Origin of the sequence: Micromonospora sp. C28ISP2-4, assembly GCF_030519385.1 — a bacterium.
Classification (GTDB): domain Bacteria; phylum Actinomycetota; class Actinomycetes; order Mycobacteriales; family Micromonosporaceae; genus Micromonospora; species Micromonospora tulbaghiae.
The window spans coordinates 309,721-325,804 of record NZ_JAUMKG010000003.1 but is presented as its reverse complement, the minus strand read 5'-3'; the positions used below and the strand labels follow the sequence as shown (position 1 = coordinate 325,804).

The 16,084-nt window shown below is 72.9% G+C and carries 12 protein-coding genes; 9 read left to right on the top strand and 3 right to left on the bottom strand.

The window, feature by feature from the left end; genetic code table 11:
• The first annotated feature begins 23 nt into the window (after nucleotides 1-23).
• Complete coding sequence (locus Q3W68_RS14775) at nucleotides 24-953, top strand: NAD(+)/NADH kinase (RefSeq protein WP_302905967.1); 930 nt, start codon at nucleotides 24-26, stop codon at nucleotides 951-953.
• A gap of 6 nt (nucleotides 954-959) precedes the next feature.
• Here the strand turns inward: Q3W68_RS14775 and pgm are convergent, their stop codons facing one another.
• On the bottom strand, nucleotides 960-2,603 hold the full coding sequence (gene pgm / locus Q3W68_RS14770; RefSeq protein ID WP_302905966.1) for a phosphoglucomutase (alpha-D-glucose-1,6-bisphosphate-dependent): 1,644 nt from the start codon (nucleotides 2,601-2,603) through the stop codon (nucleotides 960-962).
• A gap of 34 nt (nucleotides 2,604-2,637) precedes the next feature.
• Entirely contained in the window at nucleotides 2,638-3,870 is a 1,233-nt protein-coding gene (gene glgC / locus Q3W68_RS14765) for a glucose-1-phosphate adenylyltransferase (RefSeq protein WP_194800913.1), read from the bottom strand.
• Nucleotides 3,871-3,963: 93 nt separating this feature from the next.
• On the opposite strand from glgC, the gene glgA reads away from it, so the two are divergent.
• From glgA to glgB, 8 genes are all read left to right on the top strand, one after another.
• On the top strand, nucleotides 3,964-5,157 hold the full coding sequence (gene glgA / locus Q3W68_RS14760; protein WP_302905965.1) for a glycogen synthase: 1,194 nt from the start codon (nucleotides 3,964-3,966) through the stop codon (nucleotides 5,155-5,157).
• 116 nt (nucleotides 5,158-5,273) lie between these two features.
• Nucleotides 5,274-6,017, top strand: coding sequence for a bifunctional 2-polyprenyl-6-hydroxyphenol methylase/3-demethylubiquinol 3-O-methyltransferase UbiG (locus Q3W68_RS14755; protein ID WP_302905964.1), 744 nt, complete (start codon nucleotides 5,274-5,276; stop codon nucleotides 6,015-6,017).
• A gap of 79 nt (nucleotides 6,018-6,096) precedes the next feature.
• On the top strand, nucleotides 6,097-6,666 hold the full coding sequence (locus Q3W68_RS14750; protein ID WP_302905963.1) for a TetR/AcrR family transcriptional regulator: 570 nt from the start codon (nucleotides 6,097-6,099) through the stop codon (nucleotides 6,664-6,666).
• The gene (locus tag Q3W68_RS14745) at nucleotides 6,663-7,892 is read left to right on the top strand and encodes an NADH:flavin oxidoreductase (protein WP_302905962.1); all 1,230 of its coding nucleotides are present in this window, start codon (nucleotides 6,663-6,665) and stop codon (nucleotides 7,890-7,892) included. Before Q3W68_RS14750 ends, Q3W68_RS14745 begins: the two co-directional genes overlap by 4 nt.
• A gap of 14 nt (nucleotides 7,893-7,906) precedes the next feature.
• The gene (locus tag Q3W68_RS14740; protein WP_302905961.1) at nucleotides 7,907-9,619 is read left to right on the top strand and encodes a 3-ketosteroid-delta-1-dehydrogenase; all 1,713 of its coding nucleotides are present in this window, start codon (nucleotides 7,907-7,909) and stop codon (nucleotides 9,617-9,619) included.
• 101 nt (nucleotides 9,620-9,720) lie between these two features.
• Nucleotides 9,721-10,566, top strand: coding sequence for an SDR family oxidoreductase (locus Q3W68_RS14735; protein WP_302905960.1), 846 nt, complete (start codon nucleotides 9,721-9,723; stop codon nucleotides 10,564-10,566).
• 100 nt (nucleotides 10,567-10,666) lie between these two features.
• Nucleotides 10,667-12,787, top strand: a complete 2,121-nt coding sequence (locus Q3W68_RS14730) for an alpha-1,4-glucan--maltose-1-phosphate maltosyltransferase (RefSeq protein ID WP_302905959.1) — start codon at nucleotides 10,667-10,669, stop codon at nucleotides 12,785-12,787.
• Nucleotides 12,775-14,877 carry a 1,4-alpha-glucan branching protein GlgB gene (gene glgB / locus Q3W68_RS14725; RefSeq protein ID WP_302905958.1) on the top strand — a complete coding sequence of 701 codons (2,103 nt, stop codon included), beginning with the start codon at nucleotides 12,775-12,777 and terminating at the stop codon, nucleotides 14,875-14,877. The genes Q3W68_RS14730 and glgB overlap by 13 nt, the downstream gene beginning before the upstream one ends.
• Nucleotides 14,878-14,993: 116 nt before the next feature.
• On the opposite strand, the gene Q3W68_RS14720 is transcribed toward glgB, so the two are convergent.
• Nucleotides 14,994-16,034 carry an App1 family protein gene (locus Q3W68_RS14720; protein ID WP_302905957.1) on the bottom strand — a complete coding sequence of 347 codons (1,041 nt, stop codon included), beginning with the start codon at nucleotides 16,032-16,034 and terminating at the stop codon, nucleotides 14,994-14,996.
• Between the last annotated feature and the right edge of the window lie 50 nt (nucleotides 16,035-16,084).

Genomic DNA, 16,084 nt, shown 5'->3' with positions numbered 1-16,084 from the left:
TCCGGGTGTGGTGAGCTGTACCGGTGGCGGGCGATGTGCTGGGGCTGGTGCTGCACCCCACCCGGGACGTCTCCGAGGTGGTGGGGATCATCGCGGACTGGGCGGCCCGGCAGCGGATCACGCTCGCGGTACGCACCGAGGACCGGGCGCGCGTACCGGCCTCGGTGGAGGCCATCGCCGCGGACGAAATGGCCGGGCGGTGCGCCGCACTGATCAGCATCGGCGGCGACGGCACCATGCTCGGTGCGCTGCGGATGGCCGTCCGCGACCCCAAGCCGGTACTCGGCGTGCACCTGGGCCGGCTCGGCTTCCTGGTCGAGGTGGAACCGCCGGACCTGCCCCGGGCGCTGGAACGGCTGGTGGAGCACGACTTCACCATCGAATCCCACGCCTGCCTGGCCTGCGACGTCTGCGGCGACGACGTGGTGGCGTTCAACGACATCGCGCTGGTGCGGCAGCCCGGCGCCGGTTTCGTCACGGCCACCCTGGCGGTGGACGGCCAGCGGTACGGCTACTACCGATGCGACGCGCTGGTGGTGAGCACGCCGACCGGCTCGACCGCGTACAGCTATGCCGCGGGCGGACCGCTGATCTCACCGGCCACCGAGGCGATGGTGGTGACGCCGTCCGCGCCGATGGCCGGGATCTCCCGCTCGGTGCTGCTCTCCGCGCACGAGACGGTGCACCTGGAGCTGCGCGCGGACTCGGCGCCGGTGGCGGTGGAGATGGACGGGCTGCTGATCCGGCACGCGGCGACGGAGGGATCGGTGCACATCCGGTACGTGAAGGACGCCGGCCGGGTGGTCCGCCTCGACCCGCGCCGCTACCAGGAGCGCAACCAGCTCAAGCTGAGTCTGCTGGACCTGCCGCTGCTGCCCGACCAGTTGCGCGAGCTGTTGCCGGACGGTTTGCGGGAGCAGCTCAACCGCCGGGAGCTGCCCCCGCCCCGCTGAGCCGGGTCAGGCGGTGGCGAGCACGCCGTCGACCAGCGCCTTCGCCTCCTCCTGGATCCGGGCCAGGTGCTCCGGCCCCTGGAACGACTCGGCGTAGATCTTGTAGACGTCCTCGGTGCCGGACGGGCGGGCGGCGAACCAGCCCGACTCCGTGGTCACCTTGAGCCCGCCGATCGCGGCGCCGTTGCCGGGCGCGGTGGTGAGGATCGCGCTGATCGGCTCGCCGGCCAGTTCGGTGGCGGTGACCTGCTCCGGCGACAGCTTCGCCAGGACGGCCTTCTGCGCCCGGTCGGCCGGCGCGTCGATCCGGGCGTACGCGGGCGCGCCGAAGCGGCCGGCCAGCTCGGCCCAGTGCTCGCTCGGCGTACGGCCGGTGGTGGCGATGATCTCCGCGGCGAGCAGGCAGAGCAGGATGCCGTCCTTGTCGGTGGTCCAGGTGCCGCCGTCGCGGCGCAGGAACGACGCACCGGCGCTCTCCTCGCCGCCGAAGCCGACGGTGCCGTCGAGCAGGCCGGGCACGAACCACTTGAACCCGACCGGCACCTCCAGCAGCGGGCGGCCGAGGTCGGCCGCGACCCGGTCGATCATCGACGAGGAGACGAGCGTCTTGCCCACCGCCGCGGCCGGGCCCCACTGCTCCCTGGTACGGAACAGGTGGCCGATCGCCACCGCCAGGTAGTGGTTGGGGTTCATCAGTCCGCCGTCGGGCGTGACGATGCCGTGCCGGTCGGCGTCGGCGTCGTTTCCGGTGGAGACCGCGTAGTCGTCCCGGCCGGCGATCAGGGAGGCCATCGCGTTCGGCGACGAGCAGTCCATCCGGATCTTGCCGTCGCCGTCGAGCGTCATGAACCGCCACGTCGGGTCCACGAGCGGGTTGATCACGGTGAGGTCGAGGCGGTGCCGCTCGGCGATCTCGCCCCAGTACGCCACGCTCGCCCCGCCCATCGGGTCCGCGCCGATGCGCACCCCGGCGTCGCGGATCGCGTCGATGTCCAGCGCGGCGGGCAGGTCGTCGACGTACCGGGCGAGGAAGTCGTACTCACCGGTGGTGGCGGCGGCGCGCGCCCGCGCGTACGGGATGCGTTTCACCTCCTTGAGCCCGGCGGCGAGGATGGCGTTCGCGCGGTCCTGGATCCACTTCGTGGCGTCGGTGTCGGCGGGCCCGCCGTGGGTGGGGTTGTACTTGAACCCGCCGTCCGACGGCGGGTTGTGCGACGGGGTGATCACGATGCCGTCGGCGAGGCCGCTGGTGCGCCCCCGGTTGTGGGTGAGGATGGCGTGCGAGACGGCGGGGGTCGGGGTGTAGCCGTCGCGGCTGTCGCGCAGCACCGTGACGTCGTTGGCGGCGAGCACCTCCAGCGCGTCGGCCTCGGCGGGCGCGGAGAGCGCGTGGGTGTCCCGGCCGAGGAACAGCGGCCCGGAAAGGCCCTGCTCGCGCCGGTAGTCGCAGAGCGCCTGGGTGACGGCGAGGATGTGGTCGGAGTTGAAGGCGTTGCGCAGGCTGGATCCGCGGTGCCCGGAGGTGCCGAAGGAGACCTGCTGCGCCGGGTCGTCCGGGTCCGGGTGCTCGGCGTAGTAGGCGGTGACCAGCCGGGGCACGTCGACCAGGTCGGCGGGCTGTGCGGGCTGGCCGGCACGGGGGTGGGCCACTGCGGGATCCTCCTCGGGGTTGCGGCGGGACTGCTCAGGGCTCGACGCGCTGGCCCTTGCCGATGACGACGATGCCGTTGTCGGACACGGTGTAGCGCTGGCGGTCCTTCTCCAGGTCGACGCCGATCTCGGCGCCCTCCGGGACGTGGACGTTCTTGTCCAGGATCGCGCGCCGGACGACCGCGTGGCGGCCGATTTGGACACCCTCCATCAGCACGGCGCCGTCGACGTGCGCCCAGGAGTGCACCTTCACCTTCGGCGCCACGATCGAGTTCTCCACCAGCGAACCGGAGATCACCGAGCCGGGCGACACCATCGAGCTGACCGCGCGGCCCACGCGCTCGCCCCAGGCGTGCACGAACTTGGCCGGCGGGTACGGCGGCTGCTCGGTGTAGATCGGCCACTCGAAGTTGTAGAGGTTGAACACCGGGTGCACGTTGATCAGGTCCATGTGCGCGTCGTAGAACGAGTCGAGCGTCCCCACGTCCCGCCAGTAGCCACGGTCGCGGTCGGTGCTGCCGGGCACCTCGTTGTCCTTGAAGTCGTAGACGTTCGCCTCGCCGCGCTCGACGAGCATCGGGATGATGCTGCCGCCCATGTCGTGCTTGCTCGTCTTGTCCGCCGCGTCGCGCTCGACCGCCTCGCACAGCGCCCTGGTGGTGAACACGTAGTTGCCCATCGAGGCGTAGATCTCGTCCGGCGCGTCGGGCAGCCCGACCGCGTCGGTGGGCTTCTCCCGGAACGCGCGGATGCGCTTGCCGTCCTCGCCGACCTCGATCACGCCGAACTGGTCGGCCGTCGACAGCGGCTGCCGGATGCCGGCCACCGTGACCCCGGCGCCGGAGGCGATGTGGTCCTCGACCATCTGCCGGGGGTCCATCCGGTAGATGTGGTCGGCGCCGAAGACGATCACGTAGTCGGGCTGCTCGTCGTTGATCAGGTTGAAGCTCTGGTAGATCGCGTCGGCCGAGCCGGCGAACCACCACGGGCCGCGGCGTTGCTGCGCGGGCACCGGCGTGACGTAGTTGCCCAGCAGCGTGGACATCCGCCAGGTCTTGGTGATGTGGCGGTCCAGCGAGTGGGACTTGTACTGGGTCAGCACCACGATCTTGAGGAAGCCGGCGTTCGCCAGGTTGGACAGGACGAAGTCGACCATGCGGTACATCCCGCCGAAGGGGACGGCGGGCTTCGCCCGGTCGGTGGTCAGGGGCATCAGGCGCTTGCCCTCCCCGCCGGCCAGGACGATCGCGAGCACCTTGGCAGCCATGCTCAGACGCTAACGACCTGGAACCGACTTCACCACTCGGACGCCCACACTTGCCACCGCGTGCGACGTGGCGCTCTGCACTAGGGTGCGGCCATGGCACCGATGCGCGTCGACCTGCTCACCCGCGAGTACCCGCCGGAGGTGTACGGCGGCGCCGGGGTGCACGTGGAATACCTCGCCCGCGAGCTGCGCCGGCTCGCCGACGTGCGGGTGCACTGCTTCGGCGCGCCCCGCGACGAGCAGGGCGTCACCGCGTACGCCGAACCGGCCCCGCTCGCCGGCGCCAACGCCGCGCTGCGGGTCATGGGCGTCGACCTGGAGATGGCCGCCGGGACCGCCGGCACCGACGTGGTGCACAGCCACACCTGGTACGCCAACCTGGCCGGGCACACAGCGAAGCTGCTGCACGGGGTGCCGCACGTGGTGACCGCGCACAGCCTGGAGCCGCTGCGCCCGTGGAAGGCCGAGCAGCTCGGCGGCGGGTACGCGCTCTCCTCCTGGTGCGAGCGGACCGCGTTCGAGGCGGCCGACGCGATCATCGCGGTGAGCGAGGGCATGCGGCGCGACGTGCTCACCGCCTACCCGGCGGTGAACCCCGACCGGGTCCGCGTGGTCTACAACGGCATCGACACCACGCAGTACGTTCCGGACCGGAACACCGACGTGCTCGACCGGCTCGGCATCGACCCGGGGAGGCCCAGCGTGGTCTACGTCGGGCGGATCACCCGGCAGAAGGGCCTGCCGTACCTGCTGCGCGCGGCCCGGGAACTGCCCGCCGACGTGCAGCTGGTGCTGCTGGCCGGCGCGCCGGACACCCCGGAGATCGCCGCCGAGGTCGAGGAGCTGGCCGCCGAACTGCGGGCCACCCGGTCGGGGGTCGTCTGGGTCGCGGCGATGCTGCCCAAGCACGAGGTGATCCAGGTGCTCACCCACGCCACGGTCTTCGCCTGCCCGTCCGTCTACGAGCCGATGGGCATCGTCAACCTGGAGGCGATGGCCTGCGAGACCGCGGTGGTGGCCACCGCCACCGGCGGCATCCCGGAGGTCGTGGCCGACGGCGAGACCGGGCTGCTGGTGCCGATCGAGCAGGCCGGCGACGGCTCCGGCACGCCGCTTCACCCGGAGCGTTTCGTGGCCGACCTGGCCGCGCGGATCAACGAGTTGCTGGCCGACCCGCAGCGAATCGCGGCATTCGGGGCGGCCGGGCGGCGGCGCGCGGTGGAGCACTTCTCCTGGGACGCGATCGCCCGCCAGACGCTGGAGGTGTACCGCTCGGTAGGGGTGTAAGGAAGGGCCCCTTCTTAACGCCTCCGGTAGAGGAAGGGCCCCTTGTCAACGGGTGCGGCCCACCGCGCCCGGGCGCTACGACGTGCGGGCGCCACAAGCCGGGTTAGGGTCGCCCGATGCCCGATGCGATCTTCGCCCATCCGCGCCTCGCGCCGGTCTACGACGCCTTCGACTCCGACCGGGACGACCTGGCCGCCTACCTCGCGCTCGCCCGTGAGCTGGGCGCGCGCACGGTGCTCGACGTGGGCTGCGGGACCGGGTCGCTGGCGGTCCTGCTGGCCCGGCACGGGCACGCGGTCGTCGGCGTCGACCCGGCCGAGGCGTCCCTCGACGTCGCGCGGGCCAAGGACGGGGCCGGCCCGGTCCACTGGATCCACGGCGACGCCACGGCGCTGCCCGCGCTCGACGCCGACCTGGCCACGATGACCGGGAACGTGGCGCAGGTCTTCCTGACCGATGCCGACTGGGGACGGACGCTCCGGAGCATCCACGCCGCGCTCCGGCCGCAGGGGCATCTCGTCTTCGAGACCCGGCGTCCCGATCACCGCGCGTGGGAGGAGTGGGCGACGGACACCGGCCCGGTCATCCGATCCGTCCCGGGCGTCGGACGGGTGGAACGGCGTCTTCGGGTCACCGCGATCGACCTGCCGTTCGTCTCCTTCCGCTTCACCTACCGGTTCCTGACCGACGAGGCGGTGATCACGTCGGACTCGACGCTGCGGTTCCGCGACCGCGACGAGGTCGAGTCGAGCCTGACGGCCGCCGGATACCGGGTGCTCGACGTGCGGGAGGCGCCTGATCGCCCCGATCGGGAGTTCGTGTTCGTCGCGCAGTGTCGCCGCCCGGTCGCCGATTATTGACGCTTCCTGACAAAAATGCTTCACTGATGGCATGGCCTCGGATAACCCGCCCGCGCGGCGCCGACGTGGCCGGCCCACGGTGCTCGATCCCGAAGCGGTCGGCACCGCGGCGCTGCGGCTCTGGGCGGAGCACGGCTACGGCGCCACCGGCTGGGACGACATCTCCGCGGCCACCGGGATCAGCGCCCGCACCCTGATGCGGCACTTCCCGTCCAAGGCCGCCCTCGCCTGGGTGGGGGTGCCCGCCGCCACCCGGCGGCTGACCGACACGTTCCGCGCGCTGCCCCTCGACATCCCGCTGTCGGACGCGCTGCGCGCCGCCGTGGTCGCCTCCGTCTCCGACGACGCGCTCGTGCTCAGCGCGGGCGGGTACTGGATGCGGGTCGTCGCCGAGGAACCCGAACTGGCGGAAGCCTCGGCGCGCGCCTACGCGCCCTGGACCGAGGCCCTCGCCCGGGAGATCGCCCGGCGTCGACCGGGAGCGCCGTGGGCGATCTACCACGCCGTCGCCACCGCGTACCGCGAGGCGGCCCAGGCCGCGCTGTACGACTGGGCCCGCGGCGGCCCCGACGGCTCGCCCGCCCACGCCGTCGACGCCCTGCTGCGTCTGCTGAACATCCGCATCACCACACCCGAGGAAGCCCCGTGACCACCACGCGCCCGATTCCCGACCCGCTCTCCCCCACCACCCTCGGTCCGGTGCGCCTGCGCAACCGGGTCATCAAATCCGCCACCTTCGAGGGGGCGACCCCGGACGCCCTGGTCACCGACCGCCTGATCGAGTACCACACCGCTGTGGGCCGCGGCGGCGTCGGCATGACGACTGTCGCCTACCTCGCCGTCGCGCCCGAGGGACGCACCGAACGGGGCCAGGTCTACTGGCGGCCGGAGGCGTTGCCCGGGCTGCGGCGGCTGACGGAGGCGGTGCACGCCACCGGCGCCAAGGTCAGCGCCCAGATCGGCCACGCCGGGCCGGTGGCGAACTCCCGCTCGAACGGGCTGCCCTCGCTCGCCTCGTCGGCGCGGTTCAACCCCCTGGCGATGGGCTTCGACCGCGCCGCGACGCACGACGACATCCGCCGCATCGTGGCCGCGCACGGCAGCGCCGCCGCGGCGGCGCGCGAGGTGGGCTTCGACGCCGTCGAGGTGCACCTGGGCCACACCTACCTCGCCGGATCGTTCCTGTCGCCGAAGCTCAACCGACGCCGGGACGAGTTCGGCGGTGCGCTGGCCAACCGCGCCGAGTTCCCGCGCCGGATCCTGGCCGCCGTCAAGGAGGCCGTCGGCGACGACGTGGCCGTCATCGCCAAGATGAACATGAGCGACGGCGTACGCGGCGGTTTCGATCTCGACGAGTCGATCCCGTTCGCCCGGATGCTGCAGACCGACGGGCACCTGGACGCCCTGGAGCTCACCGGCGGGTCCTCGCTGCTCAACCCGATGTTCCTGTTCCGGGGCGACATCCCGCTCGCGGCGATGGCCGCGCCCCAGCCGCCGCTGCTGCGGCTCGGCATGAAGATGTTCGGCCGGTTCCTGTTCCACGACTACCCCTACCAGCCGCTCTACTTCCGCGACCTCGCACTCCAGTTCCGCCGCGAGCTGTCCATGCCGCTGATCCTGCTCGGCGGCGTCACCGACCTGGACGGGATGCGCACGGCCATGAGCGACGGCTTCGAGTACGTCGCGATGGCCCGCGCCCTGCTCCGGGAGCCGGATCTGATCAACAAGATCAGCCGTGACGCCGCCACCCGGTCGCGCTGCACCCACTGCAACCTCTGCGCGGCCAGCATCTTCACCGGCACCCACTGCCCCCTGGACGCCGAGGGGACGGCGGCGCTCGTCGCCGCCGGCACCCGGCCCGTCGTCGCCCCGTAGCAAGGAGTCCCCCGATGTCCGTACCCCGGCAGCCCCGCCCGACCTCGGTCGACCTCGTCGTGATCGGCTCCGGCACCGGCCTCGCCGCCGCGCTCAGCGCCCACGAGGCCGGCCTCTCCGTCGTGGTCGTGGAGAAGTCGCGCTGGGTCGGCGGCTCCACGGCACGCTCCGGCGGCGCCTTCTGGATCCCCGCCAATCCCGTGCTGGCCGCCGAGGGCTCCGGGGACACGCCCGAGCGCGGCGCGGCGTACCTGGAGGCCGTCGTGGACGGCTCCGCGCCCGAACAGCGCTGGCGCAGCTTCCTGGAGCACGGCACCGCCACGATCGAGATGCTCACTCGGACCACGCCGATGCGGTTCCTCTGGGCCCGCGGCTACTCCGACTACCACCCGGAGCTGCCCGGCGGCACCGCCGAGGGCCGGAGCTGCGAGTGCCGTCCGCTAGACCTGAAGATCCTCGGCGCCGACCGCGCGCGGCTGCGTCCCGCCGTCCTCTCCGCGCCCGTGCCCATGCCGGTCACCGGCGCGGACTACAAGTGGCTCAACCTGATGGCGAAGACCCCGGTTCGCGCGCTGCCCCGCATCGTGACCCGCCTCGCCCAGGGCCTCGGCGGCCTCACGCTCGGGCGCGAGTACGCCGCCGGCGGCCAGGCCATCGCCGCCGGCCTCTTCGCCGGCGTCCGCCGCGCCGGCATCCCGGTCTGGACCGAGACGGCACTGGAGCGGCTCCTGGTCGAGGAGGACCGGGTCGTCGGGGCCGAGCTGCGCCACGGGGAGACGACGTTCGCGGTACGGGCCGAGCGGGGTGTCGTGCTCGCCACCGGCGGCTTCGACCACGACCTGCCGCTGCGGCGCGCCCACCACCACCGCGACCTGGGCGACTGGAGCCTCGGCGCAGGCAGCAACACCGGCGACGGGATCCGCGCCGGCCAGGAGGCGGGCGCCGGCACCGACCTGATGGAGCAGGCGTGGTGGTTCCCCGCCGTCGCGCCGGTCGGCGACGCCGCGCCGTCGGTGCTCCTCGCCGAGCGTTCCCTGCCCGGGTCGCTCATGGTGGACGGCGCGGGCCGCCGGTTCGTCAACGAGTCCTGCGACTACATGACGTTCGGGCAGCGAGTGCTCGGCCTCGCCCACGAGGGCGAAGCCCTGCCGGCCATGTGGCTGGTCTTCGACCAGCGGTACCGCAACAGCTACGTCTTCGCCGGCACGCAGTTCCCCCGCGCTCCGCTGCCGAAGTCCTGGTACGAGGCGGGCGTCGCGCACCGCGCGGGCACCCCGGGTGACCTCGCCCGGTCGATGGGCGTGGACGCCGACGCGTTGAGCGCCACGCTGGCGCGGTTCAACCAGCTCGCCGCCGCGGGCGTCGACGACGACTTCGCGCGTGGCGCCAGCGCGTACGACCGCTACTACGGCGACCCGACGGTGACGCCGAACCCGAACCTGCGGCCCCTGGCCGGCATCCTGTACGCCGTCCGGGTCGTCCTGTCCGACCTCGGGACCTGCGGTGGCATCCGGGCCGACGGCCTCGGTCGGGCGCTGTCCGGCGCGGGGACCCCGGTCCCCGGGCTGTACGCGATCGGCAACGCCGCCGCCAACGCCTTCGGCCGCACCTACCCGGGCGCCGGGGCGACCATCGGCCAAGGCCTGGTCTACGGCTACATCGTCGGGCGGCACGCGGCGGGCAAGCTCCCCGCCGCCCCGGCCCCGGGCCGCCCGACGGCGGGATAGGCACGGTTTCGTCGCACCCGGGGTCGCCCGGCGTGCCAGCATCCGGCAGGACGCACGGCGCCGACCCGAACCGGCCGTCGGCGAAACGGAGAGGAACCGACATGGGTACGTACGCGGTGACCGGCGCGGCCTCCGGCATGGGCCGGGCGTCCGCCGAGCGGCTGCGGCGCGACGGGCACACAGTCGTCGGCGTGGACCTGCGGGACGTGGAGGTCGTCGCCGACCTCTCCACGCCGACCGGGCGCGCGGCGGCGGCGACCGAGGTGCTGGAGCGGGCCGGAGAGCGGCTCGACGGAGCGGTCTGCGCCGCCGGGCTCGGTGGCATCCCCGGCCGGGACCGGCTCGTGCAGCAGGTCAACTTCTTCGGCGTGGTGGAGCTGCTCGAGGCGTGGCGACCGGCGCTGGCCGCCGCCGGCAACAGCAAGGTCGTGGTGTTCGGCTCGAACTCCGTCACGCTCACCCCGATGGTGCCGGAACGCGCCGTGCGGGCCCTGCTCGACCGCGACGCCGACAGGGCGCTGCGCGTGGTGGGGCGCTTCGGCAAGCGCTCGGCGCCGTTCGCGTACGCGAGCTCAAAGCTGGCGGTGACGCGGTGGGCACGCCGCGCCGCGATCTCGCCGGAGTGGGCCGGCGCCGGCATCCGGGTGAACGTCCTGGCCCCCGGCATCATCGCCACCCCGCTGCTGGAGGAGCAGATCGCCCGGGGCGAGAAGGAGGCGGTCGAGGGGCTGCCGGTGCCGATCGGCGGGCGCGGCCGGCCGGCGGACGTCGGCGAGTGGGTGGCGTTCATGCTGTCGCCGGCCGCCGACTTCCTCTGCGGTTCGGTGATCTTCCTGGACGGCGGCTCGGACGCCTACTTCCGCACCGACGACTGGCCGGTCTCCACCGGGCCGGCCGGGGTGTTGCGCTACATGCGGCGTGCCAAGGCGTGGCGGGCCCGGCGCTGACGCGGCGGGCCCACCCACCCGGGGCGCGGCCGGGCCCCGGGTGGGCGTGGAAGCAGCGCGCAACCGAGCGCGAAAGGATCTCGCGCAGTAGGTTGAGCGGGTGACTGGACGGTTCCCGATCGAAGACGTCTCCCCGGTCGTCTCCTGCGGTCGCTACCCGGCCAAGGCGGTGGTGGGCGAGGTCGTGCCGGTGTCGGCGCGGGCCTACCGCGAGGGCCACGACGCGCTCGGGTGCAACGTGGTCTGGCTCGGCCCGGACGGCGCGGCCCGCCCGTTCACCCGGATGCGCCAGGGCGAGCCCGGCCAGGACCGCTGGCACGCCACCATCCGCCCGGACGCGGTGGGCCTGTGGCGCTTCGCCGTGGAGGCGTTCGGAGATCCCTACCTCACCTGGCAGAACGCGGTCACCAAGAAGATCGCCGCCGGCCAGGGCGCGGCGGAGCTGGCGAACGACCTGGCCGAGGGCGCGCGCGTGCTGACCGCCGCGCTCGACCTGGTGCCGAGGGCCGACCGTGATCGCGTACGCGAAGCCGTGCGGGCGCTGACCGACGACGAGCTGGACCTGCCGCGGCGGGTGAGCGCGGCGCTGGACCTGGCCGACCTGCTCTGGGAGCACCCGGTCCGCGAGCTGGTCACCACCGGCGAGGAGCGCACGCTGTGGGTGGACCGGCCCCGGGCGCTCTTCTCCGCCTGGTACGAGTTCTTCCCCCGCTCCGAGGGCGCGATTCCGGCGACTGTCGACGCGCCCGCCCGTTCCGGCACGTTCGCCACCGCGATGGAACGGCTGCCCGGTGTCGCGGCGATGGGTTTCGACGTGCTCTACCTGCCGCCGATCCACCCGATCGGCCGGGTCAACCGCAAGGGCCGCAACAACGCGCTCACCGCCGGGCCGGACGACGTGGGCTCGCCGTGGGCGATCGGCGCGGCCGAGGGCGGCCACGACGCCATCCACCCCGACCTGGGTACGCCTGAGGACTTCCGCGACTTCGTCGCTGCCGCCGCCGAGCAGGGGCTGGAGGTGGCGATGGACCTGGCGTTGCAGTGCGCGCCGGACCACCCGTGGGTGACCGAGCACCCGGAGTGGTTCACCACCCGGGCCGACGGCAGCATCGCGTACGCGGAGAACCCGCCGAAGAAGTACCAGGACATCTATCCGCTGAACTTCGACAACGACCCGGAGGGCATCCGGGCCGAGGTGCTGCGGGTGGTGCTGCACTGGGTCGGCGAGGGCATCCGGATCTTCCGGGTCGACAACCCGCACACCAAGCCGTTCGACTTCTGGCACTGGCTGATCGCCGAGGTCAAGAAGGTGGACCCGGACGTGCTGTTCCTCGCCGAGGCGTTCACCCGGCCGGCGATCATGCACGGGCTCGGCAAGATCGGCTTCACCCAGTCGTACACCTATTTCACCTGGCGCACGACGGCGGCCGAGATGCGGGAGTACTGCGAGGAGCTGGTCGCCTCGGTCGACTGGATGCGGCCCAACTTCTGGCCCAACACGCCGGACATCCTGCACTCGTCGTTGCAGCACGGCGGCCCGCCGATGTTCAAGATCCGGGCGGTGCTGGCGGCGCTGCTGTCCCCCTCGTGGGGCATGTACGCCGGGTTCGAGCTGTTCGAGCACGTGGCGCGCCCCGGCGCCGAGGAGTACCTGGACAACGAGAAGTACGAGCTGCGCCCCCGGGACTGGGACGGCGCGCTGGCGCAGGGCCGGTCGCTGGCGCCGTTCATCACCACGCTGAACCGGGTACGCCGGGACAACCCCGCCCTGCACCAGCTGCGCAACCTGCGGTTCCACGACATCGACAACCCGGCGCTGCTGTGCTGGTCGAAGCACGACCTCCAGACCGGCAACACGGTGATCGTGGTCTGCTCGTTCGACTCCCGTGAGGTGCAGTGGGGCAACACCACACTCGACATGCCGGCGCTCGGCCTGGACTGGCACGAGCGGTTCACCGTGCGCGACGAGCTGACCGGCGCCGAGTACGACTGGGGGCAGCGCAACGCGGTACGGCTGGACCCGTACCTGCAACCGGCGCACGTGCTCACCGTGCGCCGCCCGGCCGCACCCGAGCCGGCGCAGCCGGCCGCACCGGCCCTCACGGAACCGGAGCACCCGGCCGCGCCCGACCTGACAGTGGAAAACGTACCCGCCGACCTCTCCGGCGGCACCGCCCCGACCGCACCGGCCGACAAGGACGACGCCCGATGGACCAGCTGATCACCGGCGAGGTACACGACCCGCACGCCGTGCTCGGCGCTCATCCGGCCGACGGGAGCACCACGATCCGGACGCTGCGCCGGGGCGCGGGCGAGGTGACGGTGCTCGCCGACGGCGAACGGCACCCGATGAAGCGGGTGCACGACGCCGGCGTCTTCGAGGCGGTGCTCCCCGGCGAGGTGCTCGACTACCGGGTCGAGGTGGACGGCACGGCGCACGACGACCCGTACCGCTATCCGCCCACGCTCGGCGACCTCGACCTGCACCTGATCGGTGAGGGCCGGCACGAGCGGCTCTGGTCGGCGCTCGGCGCCCGCGTGTTCGACGAGGGCGTCGCGTTCACCGTCTGGGCGCCGAACGCCCGCGCCGTGCGGCTCGTCGGCGACGTGACCGGCTGGGGCCCGGACGACGGGTGGCCGATGCGGTCGCTCGGCTCCAGCGGCGTGTGGGAGATCTTCGTGCCCGGCATGCCGGTGGGCGCCCGCTACAAGTACCGCGTCCTGGGCGCCGACGGCCGGTGGCGGGACAAGGCCGACCCGATGGCCGCGCGCACCGAGGTGCCGCCGGCCACCGCGTCGGTGGTGCACGAGTCACGGTACGAGTGGGGCGACGCGGACTGGATCGCGCGCCGGTCGCGGCAGGCGCCGCACCAGGAGCCGATGAGCGTGTACGAGGTGCACCTGGGCTCGTGGCGGCCCGGCCTCGGCTACCGGGAGCTGGCCGAGCAGCTCACCGCGTACGTGGTCGAGATGGGCTTCACCCACGTGGAGTTCCTGCCGGTGATGGAGCACCCGTTCGGCGGTTCGTGGGGCTACCAGGTCACCGGCTACTACGCGCCGACCGCCCGGTTCGGCGACCCGGACGACTTCCGCCACCTGGTGGACCGGCTGCACGCCGCGGGCGTCGGCGTGCTCCTGGACTGGGTGCCGGCGCACTTCCCGAAGGACGAGTGGGCGCTCGCCCGCTTCGACGGCACCCCGCTGTACGAGCACCCCGACCCGCGTCGCGGCGAGCACCCCGACTGGGGCACGTACGTCTTCGACTTCGGCCGCAACGAGGTCCGCAACTTCCTGGTCGCCAACGCGCTGTACTGGCTGGACGAGTTCCACATCGACGGGCTGCGCGTGGACGCGGTCGCCTCGATGCTCTACCTGGACTACTCGCGGTCCGACGGGCAGTGGGCGCCGAACGTGCACGGCGGGCGGGAGAACCTGGAGGCGATCGCGTTCCTCCAGGAGGTCAACGCCACCGTCTACCGGCACCACCCGGGCGTGCTGATGATCGCCGAGGAGTCCACCGCCTGGCCGGGCGTCACGAAGCCGACCTCGGACGGCGGCCTCGGGTTCGGGTTCAAGTGGAACATGGGCTGGATGCACGACACCCTGCTCTACACCTCGAAGGACCCGATCTACCGGCAGCACCACCACCATCAGCTCACGTTCTCGCTGGCGTACGCGTGGAGCGAGAACTACGTGCTGCCGATCAGCCACGACGAGGTGGTGCACGGCAAGGGGTCACTGGCCGGCAAGATGCCCGGCGACACCTGGCAGCGGCTGGCGACCGTGCGGGCGCTGCTGGCGTACATGTGGGCGCACCCGGGCAAGCAGTTGCTCTTCATGGGCTGCGAGCTGGCCGACGACAGGGAGTGGAGCGAGGAACGCGGCCTCGACTGGTACCTGACCCACGACCCGGCCCGCGCCGGCGTGCAACGGATGGTGGCCGACCTGAACCGGGTCTACCGGGCCACGCCGGCGCTCTGGGCGCAGGACACCGACCCGGCCGGCTTCCGCTGGATCGCCGGGGACGACGTCGCAAACAACACGGTGTCGTTCATCCGGATCGCGCCGGACGGGCAGACGCTGGTGTGCGTGGCGAACTTCTCCGCGGCCCCGCTGGAGGACTACCGGATCGGACTGCCGGCGGCCGGTACGTGGGCCGAGGCGCTGAACACCGACGCCCACCACTACGGCGGTTCCGGCGTGGGCAACCTGGGCGAGGTGCACGCGGAGAACGTCCCCTGGCACGGCCTGCCCGCGTCGGCGTCCCTGCGCGTCCCCCCGCTCGGCGTCCTCTGGCTGACACCGAGCTGACCCGCCCGCCCGGTTGATCATGAGGTTGACGGCACCTATGGAGATCCACAAGGCCGTCAACTTCATGATCGACGCTGAGAGGGCGGAGAGGTCCGGGGAGGCCGGGCCGGGGGCGGTCAGACCAGGTCGGCTTCTCGGAGGAGCTTCCAGAGGCCGGCGCCGTCGGGGGCACTGAGCCACTTCTGGCCGATCGGGCCCGACGAGGACCGCCCGGCCGGCGCGGGGAGGCTGCCTGCGAGCACCGACTGGGTCGGGGACAGCTGCCGGATCGCCACTCCGGCCACATGGTCCGGGTGCGCGGCGGCGAACTCCCGGTAGATCTCCGGGTCGTGCTGCCCGTCGTCGCCGATCAGCAGCCACCGCACCTCGGGGAACTCCCGGGCCAGCCGGGCCAGCGTGGCCCGCTTGTGTTCCCGGCCGCTGCGGAACCACCTGTCGGCTGTCGGCCCCCAGTCGGTGAGCAGCAGCGGCCCGGCCGGGTAGAGGTGCCGGGACAGGAACCGGGTGAGCGTCGGCGCGACGTTCCAGGCGCCGGTGGAGAGGTAGAAGACCGGTGCGCCCGGGTGGGCGGTGGCGAGCCGCTCGTACAGCACCGCCATGCCGGGCACGGCGGTGCGGGCGTGCTCGTCCAGCACGAACGTGTTCCACGCGGCGAGCAGCGGCCGGGGCAGCGCGGTCACCATGACCGTGTCGTCGATGTCGGAGAGGATGCCGAAGCGGACGGCCGGGTCGAGGATGCGTACCAGCGCCTCCACCGGTTCGGCGTCGGCGACGCTGAGGCGTACGCAGCCCCAGCCGGGGGTGAAGTTTGCCTCGATCACGGTGTCGACGAAGCCGCTGCGGTCGGCGGTCACCTCCTGGCGCACGCCGTCGGCCTCGATGGTCACGGTGACGTGCTTGGCGGGCAGCGTGGCGAAGCTGCGCCAGCCGCGCACCTTGTCCAGCCGGCCCCGACGCCGCGTGTCCGGACGCCCGAGCAGCACCCGGCAGAGCACGCGCGCCCAGCCCGGGGCGCCGTAGCCCGCGTACGCGATGATGTTGGGCTGCCACCCGGTGCGCCGCAACCGGCGCTCGACCAGGCCGTGCACGGCGTCCTCGAAGCGCGCGGCGCGGTGTAGTTGCGGTACGGCCAGCTGGTCCGGTGGTGTGGGCGGCACACGGCAACAGTGCCACAACCGGAGCGGCCGGGCCACGCGAGTGATCCACG

Bases quoted from the DNA above. Each gene is read 5' to 3' on its own strand.
- Q3W68_RS14735 (WP_302905960.1), top strand. From the start codon at position 9,721: ATGGGTACGTACGCGGTGACCGGCGCGGCCTCCGGCATGGGCCGGGCG.
- Q3W68_RS14755 (WP_302905964.1), top strand. From the start codon at position 5,274: ATGCCCGATGCGATCTTCGCCCATCCGCGCCTCGCGCCGGTCTACGAC.
- glgC (WP_194800913.1), bottom strand. From the start codon at position 3,870: ATGGCTGCCAAGGTGCTCGCGATCGTCCTGGCCGGCGGGGAGGGCAAG.
- glgA (WP_302905965.1), top strand. From the start codon at position 3,964: ATGGCACCGATGCGCGTCGACCTGCTCACCCGCGAGTACCCGCCGGAG.
- glgB (WP_302905958.1), top strand. From the start codon at position 12,775: ATGGACCAGCTGATCACCGGCGAGGTACACGACCCGCACGCCGTGCTC.
- Q3W68_RS14740 (WP_302905961.1), top strand. From the start codon at position 7,907: ATGTCCGTACCCCGGCAGCCCCGCCCGACCTCGGTCGACCTCGTCGTG.